Origin of the sequence: Pandoraea cepalis (assembly GCF_902459625.1) — a bacterium.
Lineage (GTDB): Bacteria > Pseudomonadota > Gammaproteobacteria > Burkholderiales > Burkholderiaceae > Pandoraea > Pandoraea cepalis.
In genome coordinates this window covers 351,191-365,643 of sequence record NZ_CABPRY010000002.1, presented here as the reverse complement: position 1 = coordinate 365,643, position 14,453 = coordinate 351,191, and the positions used below count along the sequence as shown (strand labels likewise).

Below are 14,453 nucleotides of genomic sequence, written 5' to 3'. Positions count from 1 at the left end.
CCGGGGAGCGACTCTCATGCATCTTTATCAGCGTCTGCCGATCTTCGTTTTCGAGATCGAGGCCTGCGAGAACCTGACGTTCATCACGATGGCGATTCGCTTCAATCTGGATCGCAACGGTCAACATCTATCGTTGGCCGACTGGCAACGCTTGCCCGAAGCGGCACGCGAGGCGCTGGCCTCATGCAGGCCCGGCGACGAGGACTTTGCCGCGCGTCTCGACGAGATGGCGAACCAGTATCTCGGGCAAGCGGTGGCGCGCAGCGTCGACCCTGCGCCTACCGCCTGGCAGGATACGAACGCGTTGCCGCCGGGACTGCTCAAGCAGTGCGAACTGGCCGACCTGCTGCCGCCCGCGGTGGGCGACTGGGCCGCGCTCACGCCGTTCCGTCGCTATGTGCTCGCGAAGCTCTCACGGCGCGACACGCTCAATCATTGCTTTGTCCCGGCCATGCTCGAGTTCGGGCTGGCGCAAACGCCGGCCGATCTCTGAAGTGCCCCCCCCCGGGGTCAGGTCACGGGCGCCGGGTTAAAGAGGACTAGCGCGTTGTGCAGGCCCCAGCGTTCCGCCCAGGTCTTCTCGCCGCTCGCCACGGCGAGCATCAGGTGAAAGAGCTGCCAGCCGACGTCTTCGATGGTGGCTTCGCCCGTGGCGATGCGCCCGGCGTCGACATCCATCAGGTCATGCCAGCGACGGGCCAGATCGGAGCGCGTCGCCACCTTGACGACGGGCACCTCGGCCAGCCCGTAAGGCGTGCCGCGTCCGGTCGTGAAGACGTGCATGTTGATCCCCGCCGCGAGTTGCAGCGTGCCGCAGACGAAATCGCTCGCTGGCGTGGCGGCGTAAATCAGCCCGCGCTGGCGCGAGCGGTCAAGCTTGGCCCCCGGCGCGATCACGCCGTGAATCGGCCCCGTGCCGGACTTCACGATCGACCCCATCGCCTTTTCCACAATGTTCGACAACCCGCCGCGCTTGTTGCCCGGCGTGGTGTTGGCGCTGCGGTCGACGCGGCCGCGCTCGAGATAGGCGTCGTACCAGGCCATCTCGCGAATCATCGCGTCGGCCACTTCCGGGGTCGCCGCGCGTGACGTAAGTTGATCGATCCCATCGCGCACCTCGGTGACTTCGGAGAACATGACCGTCGCGCCCGCGCGCACGAGCAAATCCGTGGCGAAGCCCACCGCCGGGTTCGCCGTCACCCCGGAGAACGCGTCGCTGCCGCCGCACTGCACGCCCACCACCAGCTCCGACGCCGGCACCGTCTCGCGCTGGCGCGCGTTAAGACGCTCCAGATGCGTGCGTGCCGTTGCCAGGATCGAGTCGATCATCGACAGGAAGCCGACGTGCGCGTCGTCTTGCAGACAGACGGTATCGGGCTTGCCATCCGCATTGGCGCTGCCGATCGGAATACTGCCCGCCGGCAAGAGGCGCTCGGGCTGAAGCTTCTCGCAACCGAGGCTCACGACCATCACTTCGCCGCCGAAATTCGGGTTCGTGGAGATGTTGCGCAGCGTACGGATCGGCACGTCGGCGTCCGGCGCATCGATGGCCACGCCGCAGCCGTAGGTGTGTTCCAGCCCGACAACGTCGTCGACGTTCGGATACTGAGGCAGCAACGTCTCCTTGATCCGCTTGACGGCAAATTCGACCACGCCGGCCACGCACTGCACCGTGGTCGTGATTGCCAGGATGTTGCGGGTACCGACCGATCCGTCGGCATTGCGATAGCCCTGAAACGTGAAGCCCTCGAGCGGCGGCAGTGACGCGGGCACCCGCGTGCTGATCGGCAGGCGATCCAGCGAAGGCGCCTCGGGCATGACCAGATTGCGCTCGTTGACCCAGCTGCCCGCGGGCAGCGCACGCGCCGCATAGCCGATCACCACACCGTAGCGAATCACCGGCGCCCCTTCGGCCAGATCGCTCAGCGCGACCTTATGCCCCTGGGGCACGGCGTCCACGAGCGTGAGTCCGTCGGCAAACCGGCGACCGGCGGACAAACCGCCGTCGTTCACGACGATGGCGACATTGTCGTCCGGCTGCATCCGAATATAGCGCGGCACATCCTTCGTCCCAGACCCGCCTTCACCCGCGGCGTCCGTGCGCCCCGCGTCCGTCATTGATGCCATGTTGCTCACTCCTTCCTGTTTTCCGATGAGATGCGGCGCCTGCACGGGTTCACACATGCGATACGCCATCGACGCTGAAGACTCTCTCGGCCAGCGCGCATAACGGCGTCGAATTTCGACGTTGTCGCGCATGCCGCCACTCATGCGTCATCATACATCTAGATTCGCGCTGTGCGTACCCCTGAAGTCTGGCGGATAAATCGGGGAAATCCCCCTTCCAAGCTTTGTACGGGTTAATCCCACTGCCATTCTTTTCAACAGCCTCTTGTTCGATTTCATTACATGTTATACGATGACATATAACTCAGCGCCGAGCGCTGGTTGAGCTTCTTTCTTCCTTATCGAAAACGGCCCCGTGGCCGACAGGAACTCTTGACATGACCGCACCTCAAGAACTCAAGCAGATCGTCTCCGACGGCTTGTTGTCTTTCCCCGTCACCGACTTCGACGCGAACGGCGACTTCAACGCGCGTGGTTACGCGGCCCGACTTGAGTGGCTGGCGCCGTTCGGTGCGACGGCGCTTTTCGCGGCGGGCGGCACGGGCGAATTCTTCTCGCTTACCCCGCGCGATTACAGCGCCGTGATCAAGACGGCCGTCGACACCTGCGCAGGCAAGGTGCCGATTCTGGCAGGCGCCGGCGGCCCGACGCGTCTGGCTATCGAATACGCTCAGGAAGCCGAGCGTCTTGGCGCCAAGGGCGTGCTGCTCATGCCCCACTACCTGACCGAAGCGAGCCTGGACGGGATCGCCGCTCACGTCGAACAGGTCTGCCGTTCGGTCAACATCGGCGTGATCGTCTACAACCGTGCCAATTCGAAACTCGGCGCCGACCAACTCGAGCGACTTGCCGAGACGTGCCCGAACCTGATCGGCTTCAAGGACGGCGTGGGCGATATCGAACGCATGGTGCAGATCCGTCGCCGCATGGGCGACCGCTTCTCTTATCTGGGTGGTCTGCCGACGGCCGAAGTCTATGCCGCAGCCTACCGCGCGCTGGGCGTGCCGGTGTACTCATCGGCGGTCTTCAACTTCATTCCGAAGACGGCCATGGCGTTCTATCACGCCGTGTGCGAGAACGACGAGGCCACGATCGGCCGCCTGCTCGACACATTCTTCCTGCCGTACCTGGAAATCCGCAACCGCCGCGCGGGCTACGCCGTGAGTATCGTCAAGGCGGGCGCGAAGCTCGTCGGTCGCGATGCCGGCCCGGTGCGCGCGCCGCTGACCGACCTGCTGCCGAACGAACTCGAGATGCTCGACGCGCTGATCAAGAAGGTTGAAGGCTAAGGAGCCCACGCATGCAAATTACCGGTGAGATGTTGATCGGCCACGCCAACGTGCGGGGCAACGCGGGAACGCTCGAAGCGTTCGATCCGTCGCGCGGCGAGCAGCTGACGCCCGCGTTCGGCGCGGGCAGCGCGCAAGACGTCGAACGCGCTTGCGAGCTGGCTCGCGCCGCGTTCGACCCGTTCCGCGCATTGCCGCTCGCCAAGCGTGCCGAGTTCCTGGAGGCCGTCGCACAGGCCATTCTCGATCTGGGCGACGCACTTATCGAGCGTGCTCACGCCGAGACCGGATTGCCTGCCGCCCGCCTGCAAGGCGAGCGTGGGCGCACCGTTGGCCAACTGCGCATGTTCGCCCGCGTGGTGCGTGACGGCCACTTCCTCGACGCCATCGTCGACCCGGCGCAGCCGGCGCGCGAGCCGCTGCCGCGCAGCGACTTGCGTCTGGCCAAGATCGGCCTCGGTCCCGTGGCCGTGTTCGGCGCGAGCAACTTCCCGCTGGCGTTTTCGGTGGCGGGCGGCGACACGGCGTCGGCGTTTGCCGCGGGTTGCCCGGTGATCGTCAAGGCACATTCGGCGCACCTGGGAACATCGGAACTCGTGGCCCGCGCCATCCGCTCGGCAGTGCAGGCGCTTGGCCTGCCGGAAGGGGTGTTCTCGCTGCTCGTGGGCGAACGCGCCGTGGGCGAGGCGCTCGTCGCGCATCCGGCGATTGCCGCCGTGGGCTTTACCGGGTCACGCACCGGCGGCCTCGCGCTGCAACGCATTGCGCAGTCGCGTGCCGTACCGATTCCGGTCTATGCCGAAATGAGCAGTATCAATCCGGTGTATTTGCTGCCCGAGGCGCTGAACGCGCGCGGCGAAGCGATCGCCAAGGGTTTCGTCGACTCGCTCACGATGGGCGTCGGTCAGTTCTGCACCAACCCGGGGATGGTGCTGGGCATCGCAGGTGAAGCGCTCGATCGCTTCTGCCGCACGGCCACCGAAGCGCTCGGCGCGAAAGCCGCCGGCACGATGCTGACGCCGGGCATTCATCAGGCCTACGACAAGGGCGTGACGCGACTGGTCGACGAACCGAACGTGACGCTGCTCGCGCGCGGTCAGGCAGGGGGGGCATGCCAGGGCCAAGCCGCCCTCTTCCGCACGAGCGCCGCCGAATTCCTCGCTACGCCGGCACTGCATGAGGAAGTCTTCGGCCCGGCATCGGTCGTGATTGCCTGCGATACCGTCGAAGAGATGATCGCGATCACCGAGCGTCTGGAAGGACAGCTCACGGCGACGCTGCAACTCGACGCCGGCGATACCGAGGCAGCGCGCCGCTTGCTGCCGAGTCTGGAGCGTCGCGCCGGACGCATTCTCGCCAACGGCTTCCCGACCGGCGTCGAGGTGTGTCATGCGATGGTCCACGGCGGTCCGTTCCCGGCGACGTCGAACGCAATGTTCACGTCGGTGGGCGCCACGGCCATCGATCGGTTCCTGCGTCCGGTCTGCTATCAGGACCTGCCCGACACGCTGTTGCCCGAAGCCCTGCGCGAAGGCAATCCGCTCGGCCTGTGGCGACTTCGCGACGGCGCAATGTCGCAGGCATGACACGCCGCCCCCACGCGTAGCAAACGTCACTGCTGCAAAGACAAACGCCCTCGATTTCGAGGGCGTTTGTCTTGGGGACGACGCGTTGGGTGTGTTGAATGCGCGCGTTGAATGCGGCGCATGCGATAGATGCGCTGACCACCGCTACGACGCCGCGGGCACCTGCGTGTGCGTCGGCAACGTCACCAGACCGTACAGCGGCGCGACCTGTCCCTGAGAAAGCCCCCTGGCGACCGCCTTCAGGTTGATTGCCCCCGGCGCGCCGATCAGCGCGTAACCAAGCTGTCCCTTGCGCCACGTCACCACGCCCATCCGGTCGATCTGCTGCTCCGCCACGTCCTGATCCGGACGCGGGTCGCGCACCACGCAAAGGGCGACGGGGTCGCCCGTCTCCGGCAAGTACACCATCTGCACCAGCGTTCGATCCTGCCAGCGCAGGCGTTGAACGCTCTTGAACGTAAGCCCCTGCGAGCGCAGATCGGGCACGCTGATATCGAGTTTGTCGTCGTGACGGATATCGCCGACGGTGCGTGCGATGTCGCCATCGTCCACCCGCACCGACGCGACCGTGTCGCGTACATAGAGCTGCTGGTATTCGGCGGCGGCGCGCACCCACGTGGTGCCTTGCGGCGACTTCGGCGGCGCCGTCACCGAGGCGGTCATGAGTGCCCCGCCCCCCGTGCCCAACCGGCTCAGCGCGCCCGGCAACCAGGGCAAGGTGATCGCTGTGGCCGCTACGCCAGCCGCAAATGCGGCGAGCAGCCACCCCGCGCGCACGCGGCGGGCGGCGGGCGCATCGTTCGCCGCGGGCGGACTGAGGGACGCATCGACGGATACGGACGCGGCCGGCGACAGCGGGGTCAACGGCTTCATGGCATCGGCACCGTCTTGCGGCGTCGACATCTGCCGCTGCGCATGCGCGCGCAGCAATGCCTCTAGATGGGCGCTCAGGCTGGCAGGCACGGGCGGGATCACTTGTGCGGCGAACGTCTCCCGATACGGCAGGCGCGACGCGCGCAACGCCTCGACCGCGTCGGCCAATTCGGGCGACGCGCCAATGGCCGCTTCCACCTCGGCCCGCTCGGCGGCGGGGAGTGTGTCGTCGACGTACGCGAGCAGGCGGATATCGTCTTCGTTCATCACGCATCCTCCTCACGTGCGCCGGCGTCAGGGCCGACGTTGTCGGCACGGCGGGGTTGCCCCTTGGATTGACGGAACTGGTCGCCGACGGTGCGGCGTGCGCGTGACAAGCGGCTCATGACAGTACCGATGGGCACGTCGAGCACGAGCGCCGCCTCCTGGTAGCTCAGACCTTCGACCGCGACGAGCAGTACCACGAGCCGCTGCGCTTCGGGCAGACGGTCGACGGCGCCAAACACCTGGTGATAACTGGCCAGGTCTTCGGGCGACGACGCCTGAAGATCGGGAATCGCCTCGACGTCGGCGTCGTCCCAGGCCAGACTGCCGCGCGAGCGGACGCGACGCGCACGGATCTCGTTGATCCACGTGGTGTGCACGATGCGGTACATCCAGCTCAATGCCGAGGTACCGGGCTGCCACTGATGCACGCGCTCGAGCGCGTGCAGGCAGGCACGTTGCACGAGATCCTCGGCGTCGTGGCGATCGCCCGTGATGCGCAGGGCGAACGCCCAGAGGCGCGGCAACAAGCCAGGGAGCAAGCTGGGCAAATCCTGACCGGTCATCGGCAAATGTCCTGGCGGAGGGTGCCTGGCGTCAAGCCAGTCCGAAGCAGCGCCGGCGACGACCGTCGGCGCTTGCCGCGAAATTATACTGAGCCGCCGCGACTTTGCACTACGCCGCGTGGCCGGCCAGACCGCCAACACCCTGTACTCCCCGCCGGATCTGCGTGCGCTCCCGCTCAGGGCTTGACCACGTGCCACACGTCCTTGAAGCCGTTGCCCTTCATGTCGCCCTGGGCAGTGTCCTTCGAGAAGCGATACATCGGCTTGCCCTTGTAGGCCCATTGCATCGTGCCGTCGTCGCGCGTCACGACGGTGTAATCGCCCTCGGCCTTCGCTCCCGGCGCGGCCATCACGGGCGGCCAGGCGGCGGCACACGGGCCGTTACAGGTGCTCTTGCCGCTGCCGGCCACATCTTTGTCGAACGTGTAGACGGTACGGTTCTGGCTATCGACCATCATGCCGCCCATCGCCTTGAGCGGGGCTTCGGCATGGGCAGCGGCAGCGGCGAACAGACCGGCGGCCGCCACGATTGCGGTGAGAACGGAGGACATCGATTGACGTTGGTTCATGACATTGGCTCCTGAATGAAATGTCGGGGACGACACTCTCAGAACGCCCGGTCGCGACGCTTTATTCCGTCCGATGTCAGTGATTTTTTTGGTGCACCGCAATGCAGTGCGGTGCGAAGAAGAGAACAGCGGGGGACGGCAGTGCCATGGCAGCGTAAGCGGCACGTGCCGCACATCCCCCCGGACCCTCCCAAGGCGACGGCGGCACCCTAAACGACCTACTCTCCCTTCGGCGCTTCCTTGACGCGGCTCACGAGCTGCGTCGGACTCACGAATTGCAGCGCGATGAGCACCCACAACAGCGTGATCGCCATATAGATCATGGCCATGGCGTCGATCGACTGCGGCGCCCGCACACCGGTCGAGAACACCGCGTAGTACAGCGCGACGACGAGCGTCTGCGTGTCGGGACCCGCCGTGAAGAACGTGAGCTCGAACATCCCGATGGTGCGTACGAGCACCAGCAACCCGGCCGCGAGAATGCCCGGCACCAGCAGCGGCAGCAACACGTAGCGGAAATACTTCAGCGTGTTGGCCCCGAAGATGCGCGCGGCGGCTTCGAGATTCGGATCGATCTGCTCGATGAACGGTGTCATCACGAGAATCACGAACGGCAGCGACGGCACGAGGTTCGCAAGAATCACCCCCGCGAGCGTGCCCCCCAGCCCGACCTTGTAGAGCACCGTCGCCATCGGAATGCCGTATGTGACCGGCGGCACCATCAACGGAAGCAGGAACACCAGCATCGCGAGCTTCTTGCCGGGGAACTGCGCACGCGCCAGCGCATACGCTGCAGGCACGCCCAGCGCGATCGACAGCAGCACGACCGCACCCACGACCTCCATGGTGACCCAGAGCACATCGGCAAGCTGGAAATCGCGCCATGCCTGTGCGTACCAATGCAGCGTGAAGCCTTGCGGCAGCGGCGTGCCGAACCAGCGGGTGGCCAGCGAGTTCATCGCGACGGTGGCGATCATCAACCCCACGTTCACGAGGAAGAAGATCATCGCGCCCCACACCAGCACACGCCACAGACGCGAGCCCGGTCCTTCACGGCGCATCTTGCGTCGTGCCGTGGGGGCAGCCGCCAGCGAACTCACGGGCGAAGGCGTGGTCATGAAATCTCCGTTTTGCGCGGCCAGGGGTCCGGCCAAATGCTTGTTGGTGGCGCTCATCCCTTGCCTCCCGTGGTCGGACCGCTATAGAAGGCCCGGCGCGCGCCGAGCATCCCTGCCACGATCAGCAATTGCACGAAGCCCATCACGATCGCCACGCACGACGCCAGCGAGTAGTCGTAGCTCTCGAACGCGGCTTCATACGCTGCAATCGACACCACGCGTGTGGCCCCGGCCGGTACCCCGAGCAGCACCGCCGACGGGAACACCGAGAACGCCTGCACGAACGACAGGCACGCCGCCATCGTCAGTCCCGGCACCAGCAGCGGCAGATAGATCAGCCGGAACTGTTGCCACGGCCCGGCGCCAAGCGTGCCGGCCGCACGCGCGAGCGTCGGATCGATACCGGTTACGTACGACAGAATCAGCAGGAACGCGAACGGGAAGCCAGAGATCACCAGCGAGATCAGCACGCCCCAATAGTTGTGCGTCAGACGGACTTCGTCGCTGTAGAGATGCAGCGCATGCAATGCCTGCGGGAACCAGCCGTTCGGTCCATAGTACGTCAGCATGCCGTCGGCGATCAGTACCGTGCCGAGCGTGACGGGCACGACCAGCAGCATCGTCACGAACTTCGACGCGCGCGTACTCTTGCGCAGCGCGAACGCCGCCGGAATCGACGCGCCGACGTTGATCAACGTGGCCGGCACGGCGAGCTTGAGCGTGATGAGTACCGTCGGCCACAGCGTTGGGTCGGTGAAGAACTTCACGTAATTCGCGAAGACGCCGCCCTCCATCGGCTGAAACGACAGGAACAGACCGTAGGCGAACGGGTACACGAACATCGCGAGCAGGCACACGAGCGCCGGGGCGACGAGCCAGCCACGGCCGTCGAAGCGCGCGGCCGGCGTGAGCGACGGGGATGCGGTGGCACTCATGCGCGCTCTCCGGCGTAGACGAGCGTGCGCTCGGCCGGCACGCAAAGCGGCACGCGCTCGCCAACGGCATAGTCGCCGGGCAGGCGCGCATACAACGGACCAAAGGGCGACGCCACCCGCAACAACGAATCGCGGCCACCGTATTCGACGGTCTCCACGACCGTATCGAAAGCGTTGTCATTGGCGGCCTGTGCACGCTCAAAGTCATCGGGACGAATCGCCACGCTGACCTTGCCTTCGTTGCCGGGCGACTCCATGAGCACGCCGTCGAACGACGCACCACCGCTCGACACACGGGCGCGATCGCCCTGCGCCGACGTGATCGACACGTCGAACACGTTGCGATAGCCCATGAAGCGCGCCACATGCAGATTGCGCGGACGGCAATAAACATCGCGCGGCACACCGATCTGCTGCACGACGCCTTCCTTCATCACCACGATGCGATCGGCCATCGAGAGCGCTTCGTCCTGATCGTGCGTTACGTAGATCGTGGCGCGGTCGAGTTCGCCGTGAATGCGGCGAATTTCGGCGCGCATCTCGATGCGCAACTTCGCATCGAGGTTCGAGAGCGGCTCGTCCATCAGCACGACGGGCGGCTCGATCACGATTGCGCGAGCGATGGCCACGCGCTGCTGCTGCCCGCCCGAGAGCTGGCCCGGCAGCTTGCGCTCGTGCCCCACGAGCTGCACGAGTTGCAACGCCGCACGGGCTCGCTTCTCGATTTCCGCACGCGGCATGCCGCGCATACGCAGGCCGAAGCCCACGTTATCAAGCACGCTCATGTGTGGGAACAGCGCGTAGTTCTGAAAGACCATGCCGAAGCCGCGCTTCTCGCTCGGCAACACGTCAATGCGCTCTTCGTCGAGCCAGATCGCGCCGCCGGTCAGCGGCGTGAGTCCGGCAATACAGTTGAGCGCGGTGGATTTACCGCATCCCGAAGGCCCCAGCAGCGCGATGAATTCGCCTCGCTCGATGGTCAGGTCCAGGCCGTTCAAGGCGGCCACGGACTGACCTTCCGCGTTGGTGAAGGCGCGCGCAACGTTATCGAGGCGCAGGTGTTGAAAGTTGTGCTTCATGGACGACTCCGATCACTCCGGTCACTTCGATTTCCGCGCGCCGATCTCGGCATCCCACTTCTGGAATGCGGCGACCATCGCGGTCGCATCGAGCGGCACGGCATGCGGGAAGTCGGCGATGAGCTTCGCGTATTCCGGACGGCCATACTTCGCGATTACTTCCTGGCTCTTCGCCGGCGCGGCGGACAGCGGCACATCCTTCACGGCGGGGCCCGGGTAGAAGTAGCCGTCGTCGTAGGCGAGCGCCTGTTGCGCAGGCTCGAGCATGAAGTTGATCAGCTTGAGAATGACATCCATCTTCTCTTTGGCGACGCCCTTGGGCACGACGATGTAATGCGCATCATTGACCCACGTGAACTTGTCGAAGGCCTGCACCTTGAAGCTTGCCGGCACGATGCCCAAGGCGCGCGGGTTGATGTCCCAACCCGTCATGGTCACGGTCATGTCGCGACTGCCCTCACCCAGTTCCTTCATCACCGCCGACGTGCCGCCCGGGTAATAGGGAATGCACGTATCGAGCTCCTTCAGGAACGCCCACGTCTTGTCCCAGCCCTTGATCGGATCGTGCGGGTCCTTGTCGCCCAGCAGATACGGCAACCCCATGAGGAATGCGCGGCCCGGGCCCGAGTTGGCAGGACGTGCATAAATCAGCTTTCCAGGATTGGCCTTGCACCACGAGAGCAGTTCGGCGGCCGTCTTCGGCGGATGACTGACCTTGGCCGGGTTGTATTCAATGAGCGGTCCGGCCGGACTATACGTCACGGTAAGGCCGTAGCCCTTTGAGAGTTCCTGCATCGCACGCACGTTCGGCGAGTACTTGTCGAGCACGCCCGGCAACTTTGCGCTGTAGTCAGGCAACAGACGCTGCCAGAGGTTTTGCTGAATACCGGCGGCAAGCGCATCGGTACCCGTGAGCACGATGTCGATGTCGGAACGACCCGCTGCTTGCATGGCCTTGATCTTGCCCGGCAGTTGCGGGGCCGGCGCGTTGGTGAACGTGATCTTGGAGACGAGATCCGGATATTTGTCGCGGAAGGCCTCGAAGCCCTTCTGCGTGAGTGCGAGATTGCCTGCGACGTCCACGATGTTCAGTGCGACCGGCGCAGCGGTTGCGGTATTCGCGATGCTTCCCAATGCGGCCGCACATGCGAGTGCGCCGAGTGTGCGTTGCCAGAATCCTCTGCGGCTGAAGGCCATGCTGTCTCCTCTTCGTGTTGAATTTCTCGTAAGTCATCATATGACTTGAGTATTGAATTTGCAATCAGAAGACACCTCGAAACGTCTCAGAGATTTCCCTTAGAGATTCCTATGCGTTTGTTTATTTGCGCATTTTCAGGCGATTATAAAGGGATCTCTTGCCGTTTCTCAGGGATTTCACCGATAGAGAGACGTCCCGTCCGTCACCTAAATTACGGCCAGTCATACGATGACGTAAAAGTAGTCCATAAAACGCAATTTGCGTTTCCGTCCCTTGCCCTGCTCCCCCTGGAGCCGGAGGATGAGTCGCTGTGAAAATTCACCGCATCACGATCACCCCCATCGCCTTTCGCGACCCACCGTTGCTTAACGCGGCCGGCATTCACGAGCCGTATGCGCTGCGTTCGATCATCGAGATCGAGACCGATAACGGTCACGTGGGCCTCGGCGAAACGTACGGCGACGCGCCGGTACTGGCGTTGCTTGACAGCACCCGAGCGCACCTTATCGGCATGGATCCGTTCGACACCAACGGCTTGCGCGCGCGCGTCGCGGCGGTAGTGCGTCAGGGCGTGCGCGGTGAGCGCGTGGAATACGAACTCGCGCCGGGCACCGATCCGCGCAAGGACGCCGAGAAGATCTACGCCGCGTTCGAGGTGCCCTTCCTCGATCTGCAGGCGCGGCATCTCGGCATTCCGCTGGTCGAACTGCTCGGCGGCGCAGTCCGTCCCGAGGTGCCTTACAGCGCGTATCTGTTCTTCAAGTACGCGCAGCACATCGACATGCCGGCGACCGGCTATCCGCTCGACCCTTGGGGCGAAACGCTCAACGCCGAGCAACTCGTTGCCCAGGCGCGCACGATGATCGACGCCCACGGCTTCGGCAGCATCAAGCTCAAGGCCGGGGTGCTCGAACCGTCGGAAGAGGTGAAGTGCATCAAGGCGCTCAAGCGCGCTTTCCCGGACAAGCCGTTGCGCATCGATCCGAACGGCAACTGGTCGCTCGCCACCGCGATTGCGATGGGCCGCGAACTCGCGGGCGATCTCGAGTACTACGAAGATCCTACGCCCACGCTGGAAGGCATGGCGGAACTGCATCGCGCCACGGGCATGCCGCTCGCCACGAACATGGTCGTGACCGACCTGCGGCAGTTCCGCGAGAACGTGCGGCTCAATGGCGCGCAGATCATCCTGTCCGACCATCACTACTGGGGCGGCTTGCGCGACACGCAATTGCTCGCGCGCATGTGCGAGACGTTCGATCTCGGGCTGTCGATGCATTCCAACTCCCACCTCGGCATCAGCTTGATGGCCATGACCCATCTGGCTGCCAGCGTGCCGCGCCTGTCGTACGCCTGCGATACGCATTACCCGTGGCAAGCGCCGGACGAGGAAGTCGTGCGCGGCGGCAAGATCGCCATTCGCAATGGCGCAGTCGCCGTGACGCAGGCCCCTGGGCTTGGTCTCGAGATCGATCAGGACCAGTTAGCCAAGTTGCATGAGCAGTTTCTGCGTTGCGGAGTGCGCACTCGCAACGACGCCATTCAGATGCGCAAATACCAACCCGACTGGAGCGGCAGAGCCCCCCGTTTTTAGTTCCCCGTGAGCATGCAACAACGTTTCAAGCGAAGTCCAAGAAAACACACCACAAAAGGAGAAGTCGTGAGACATTCGAAATTGTTTGCCGGGCTTGTATTGGCCGGTCTCACCGCCGGTGCCGTACCGGCGTTCGCGCAGTCGAACGTGACGCTGTACGGGATCGTCGACGATGCCATGGCCTATAGCAGCAACCAGAACGGCAAGTCGAACACCTATCTGCGCAGCGGCAATCTGGCGGGGAGTCGCTGGGGCCTGCGCGGCACCGAAGATCTTGGCGGCGGCACCAAGGCGCTGTTCCAGTTGGAGAACGGGTTCGACATCAACAACGGCGCATTCGGCTCGTCGGGCCAGATGTTCAATCGTCAAGCCTTCGTCGGCCTGAAGAACGACCGGCTCGGCACGGTGACCATCGGCCGTCAATACACACCGTACTACCTGATGGTCGGCACCATCGGCCCGACCACCTACGTGACGGGCGCGACCGGCGCACACCCTGGCGATATCGACGGTCTCGACACCACCATCCGCATCAACAACTCGGTCACATACACGTCGCCGGTGATGTGGGGCGTGACGGCCAGCCTGCAATACGGCTTTGGCGGTCAGGCCGGTGCGTTCAGCAAGGGCAACACGTACTCCGGCGCGCTGCGCTACGACGGTGGCCCGCTCTCGCTGGCCGCCGGCTACCTGCGCCTGAACAACGTGGGCGGCGGCGGGGCGACGTGGAATGGTGCGTCGACCGGCACACCGGGTACGTCTTCCCTCAACCAGGGCTATGTCACCGCCGACGTGCTGCAGCACATCGCCGTGGCCGGCATCTACACCATCGGCAGCGTGACGCTGGGCGCGACCTACAGCAACGTGCAGTACAAGCCGGGCGCGGCGTCGCTCTTCCATGACACCGCCATCTTCAACACGGCCGGCGTACATGCGTCATGGGTCGTGTCGCCGCAGTGGCGTCTGGCGGCGGCGTACAGCTACACGGCGGCCTCGAAGGCGAACGGCATCACCGATGCCGCCACCTACCATCAGGTCTCGCTTGCGCAAGTGTATTCGCTCTCGAAGCGCACCTCGCTGTACGCGCTCGAAGCCTGGCAGCACGCCAACGGCAAGTCGCTCTCGGCCAATGCGGCGAGCATCATCAATGCCGGCCCGGCGGTTGGCGACTCGCAGAACAGCACGCCATCGGCGACGAGTTCGCAGGTCGTCGGCATGCTGGGGATCCGCGTCGATTTCTGACGCGGGTTCGTCC

Annotated in this window: 13 protein-coding genes; 5 read left to right on the top strand and 8 right to left on the bottom strand. The window is 64.7% G+C overall.

The annotated features are described in order from the left end of the window. Window positions 1-16: 16 nt before the first annotated feature. Complete coding sequence (locus PCE31107_RS06560) at window positions 17-493, top strand: nitrate reductase associated protein (RefSeq protein ID WP_150607290.1); 477 nt, start codon at window positions 17-19, stop codon at window positions 491-493. Between the two features lie 17 nt (window positions 494-510). On the opposite strand, the gene garD is transcribed toward PCE31107_RS06560, so the two are convergent. Continuing rightward, the gene (garD, locus tag PCE31107_RS06555; RefSeq protein WP_150607630.1) at window positions 511-2,118 is read right to left on the bottom strand and encodes a galactarate dehydratase; all 1,608 of its coding nucleotides are present in this window, start codon (window positions 2,116-2,118) and stop codon (window positions 511-513) included. A gap of 386 nt (window positions 2,119-2,504) precedes the next feature. Here garD and kdgD point away from each other — a divergent pair, with 386 nt between their 5' ends. After that, window positions 2,505-3,416: a 5-dehydro-4-deoxyglucarate dehydratase gene (kdgD, locus tag PCE31107_RS06550; protein ID WP_017232956.1), complete on the top strand. Its 912-nt coding sequence runs from the start codon at window positions 2,505-2,507 to the stop codon at window positions 3,414-3,416. An 11-nt stretch (window positions 3,417-3,427) separates the two neighbouring features. Next, entirely contained in the window at window positions 3,428-5,002 is a 1,575-nt protein-coding gene (locus PCE31107_RS06545) for an aldehyde dehydrogenase (NADP(+)) (protein WP_150607288.1), read from the top strand. Window positions 5,003-5,146: 144 nt separating this feature from the next. Here PCE31107_RS06545 and PCE31107_RS06540 read toward each other — a convergent pair whose 3' ends face one another. The 7 genes from PCE31107_RS06540 to PCE31107_RS06510 all read right to left on the bottom strand — a co-directional run bounded on the left by PCE31107_RS06540 (window position 5,147) and on the right by PCE31107_RS06510 (window position 11,603). Next, window positions 5,147-6,142, bottom strand: a complete 996-nt coding sequence (locus PCE31107_RS06540; protein ID WP_174966567.1) for an anti-sigma factor — start codon at window positions 6,140-6,142, stop codon at window positions 5,147-5,149. Further along, complete coding sequence (locus tag PCE31107_RS06535; RefSeq protein ID WP_130026927.1) at window positions 6,142-6,705, bottom strand: RNA polymerase sigma factor; 564 nt, start codon at window positions 6,703-6,705, stop codon at window positions 6,142-6,144. The genes PCE31107_RS06540 and PCE31107_RS06535 overlap by 1 nt, the downstream gene beginning before the upstream one ends. A gap of 176 nt (window positions 6,706-6,881) precedes the next feature. Next, window positions 6,882-7,274: a COG4315 family predicted lipoprotein gene (locus PCE31107_RS06530; protein WP_240756055.1), complete on the bottom strand. Its 393-nt coding sequence runs from the start codon at window positions 7,272-7,274 to the stop codon at window positions 6,882-6,884. 218 nt (window positions 7,275-7,492) lie between these two features. Then, entirely contained in the window at window positions 7,493-8,335 is an 843-nt protein-coding gene (locus PCE31107_RS06525; RefSeq protein ID WP_240756333.1) for an ABC transporter permease, read from the bottom strand. 110 nt (window positions 8,336-8,445) lie between these two features. Beyond that, a complete protein-coding gene (locus PCE31107_RS06520; RefSeq protein WP_150607286.1) occupies window positions 8,446-9,327 on the bottom strand; it encodes an ABC transporter permease in 882 nt (293 codons plus the stop codon). Beyond that, window positions 9,324-10,406 carry an ABC transporter ATP-binding protein gene (locus PCE31107_RS06515; protein WP_150607284.1) on the bottom strand — a complete coding sequence of 361 codons (1,083 nt, stop codon included), beginning with the start codon at window positions 10,404-10,406 and terminating at the stop codon, window positions 9,324-9,326. The genes PCE31107_RS06520 and PCE31107_RS06515 overlap by 4 nt, the downstream gene beginning before the upstream one ends. Window positions 10,407-10,427: 21 nt before the next feature. Further along, a complete protein-coding gene (locus PCE31107_RS06510; protein WP_150607282.1) occupies window positions 10,428-11,603 on the bottom strand; it encodes an ABC transporter substrate-binding protein in 1,176 nt (391 codons plus the stop codon). A gap of 311 nt (window positions 11,604-11,914) precedes the next feature. Between PCE31107_RS06510 and PCE31107_RS06505 the strand changes: the two genes are divergently transcribed. Both PCE31107_RS06505 and PCE31107_RS06500 read left to right on the top strand, forming a co-directional pair. Then, window positions 11,915-13,198 carry a glucarate dehydratase family protein gene (locus PCE31107_RS06505; RefSeq protein WP_150607280.1) on the top strand — a complete coding sequence of 428 codons (1,284 nt, stop codon included), beginning with the start codon at window positions 11,915-11,917 and terminating at the stop codon, window positions 13,196-13,198. Between the two features lie 66 nt (window positions 13,199-13,264). Further along, window positions 13,265-14,440 (top strand): porin, encoded by a 1,176-nt coding sequence (locus tag PCE31107_RS06500; protein ID WP_246181739.1) that lies wholly within the window; start codon window positions 13,265-13,267, stop codon window positions 14,438-14,440. The last annotated feature ends 13 nt before the right edge of the window (window positions 14,441-14,453 follow it).

Bases quoted from the DNA above. Each gene is read 5' to 3' on its own strand.
- PCE31107_RS06560 (WP_150607290.1), top strand. From the start codon at position 17: ATGCATCTTTATCAGCGTCTGCCGATCTTCGTTTTCGAGATCGAGGCC.
- garD (WP_150607630.1), bottom strand. From the start codon at position 2,118: ATGACGGACGCGGGGCGCACGGACGCCGCGGGTGAAGGCGGGTCTGGG.
- kdgD (WP_017232956.1), top strand. From the start codon at position 2,505: ATGACCGCACCTCAAGAACTCAAGCAGATCGTCTCCGACGGCTTGTTG.
- PCE31107_RS06545 (WP_150607288.1), top strand. From the start codon at position 3,428: ATGCAAATTACCGGTGAGATGTTGATCGGCCACGCCAACGTGCGGGGC.
- PCE31107_RS06540 (WP_174966567.1), bottom strand. From the start codon at position 6,142: ATGAACGAAGACGATATCCGCCTGCTCGCGTACGTCGACGACACACTC.
- PCE31107_RS06535 (WP_130026927.1), bottom strand. From the start codon at position 6,705: ATGACCGGTCAGGATTTGCCCAGCTTGCTCCCTGGCTTGTTGCCGCGC.
- PCE31107_RS06530 (WP_240756055.1), bottom strand. From the start codon at position 7,274: ATGAACCAACGTCAATCGATGTCCTCCGTTCTCACCGCAATCGTGGCG.
- PCE31107_RS06525 (WP_240756333.1), bottom strand. From the start codon at position 8,335: ATGCGCCGTGAAGGACCGGGCTCGCGTCTGTGGCGTGTGCTGGTGTGG.
- PCE31107_RS06520 (WP_150607286.1), bottom strand. From the start codon at position 9,327: ATGAGTGCCACCGCATCCCCGTCGCTCACGCCGGCCGCGCGCTTCGAC.
- PCE31107_RS06515 (WP_150607284.1), bottom strand. From the start codon at position 10,406: ATGAAGCACAACTTTCAACACCTGCGCCTCGATAACGTTGCGCGCGCC.
- PCE31107_RS06510 (WP_150607282.1), bottom strand. From the start codon at position 11,603: ATGGCCTTCAGCCGCAGAGGATTCTGGCAACGCACACTCGGCGCACTC.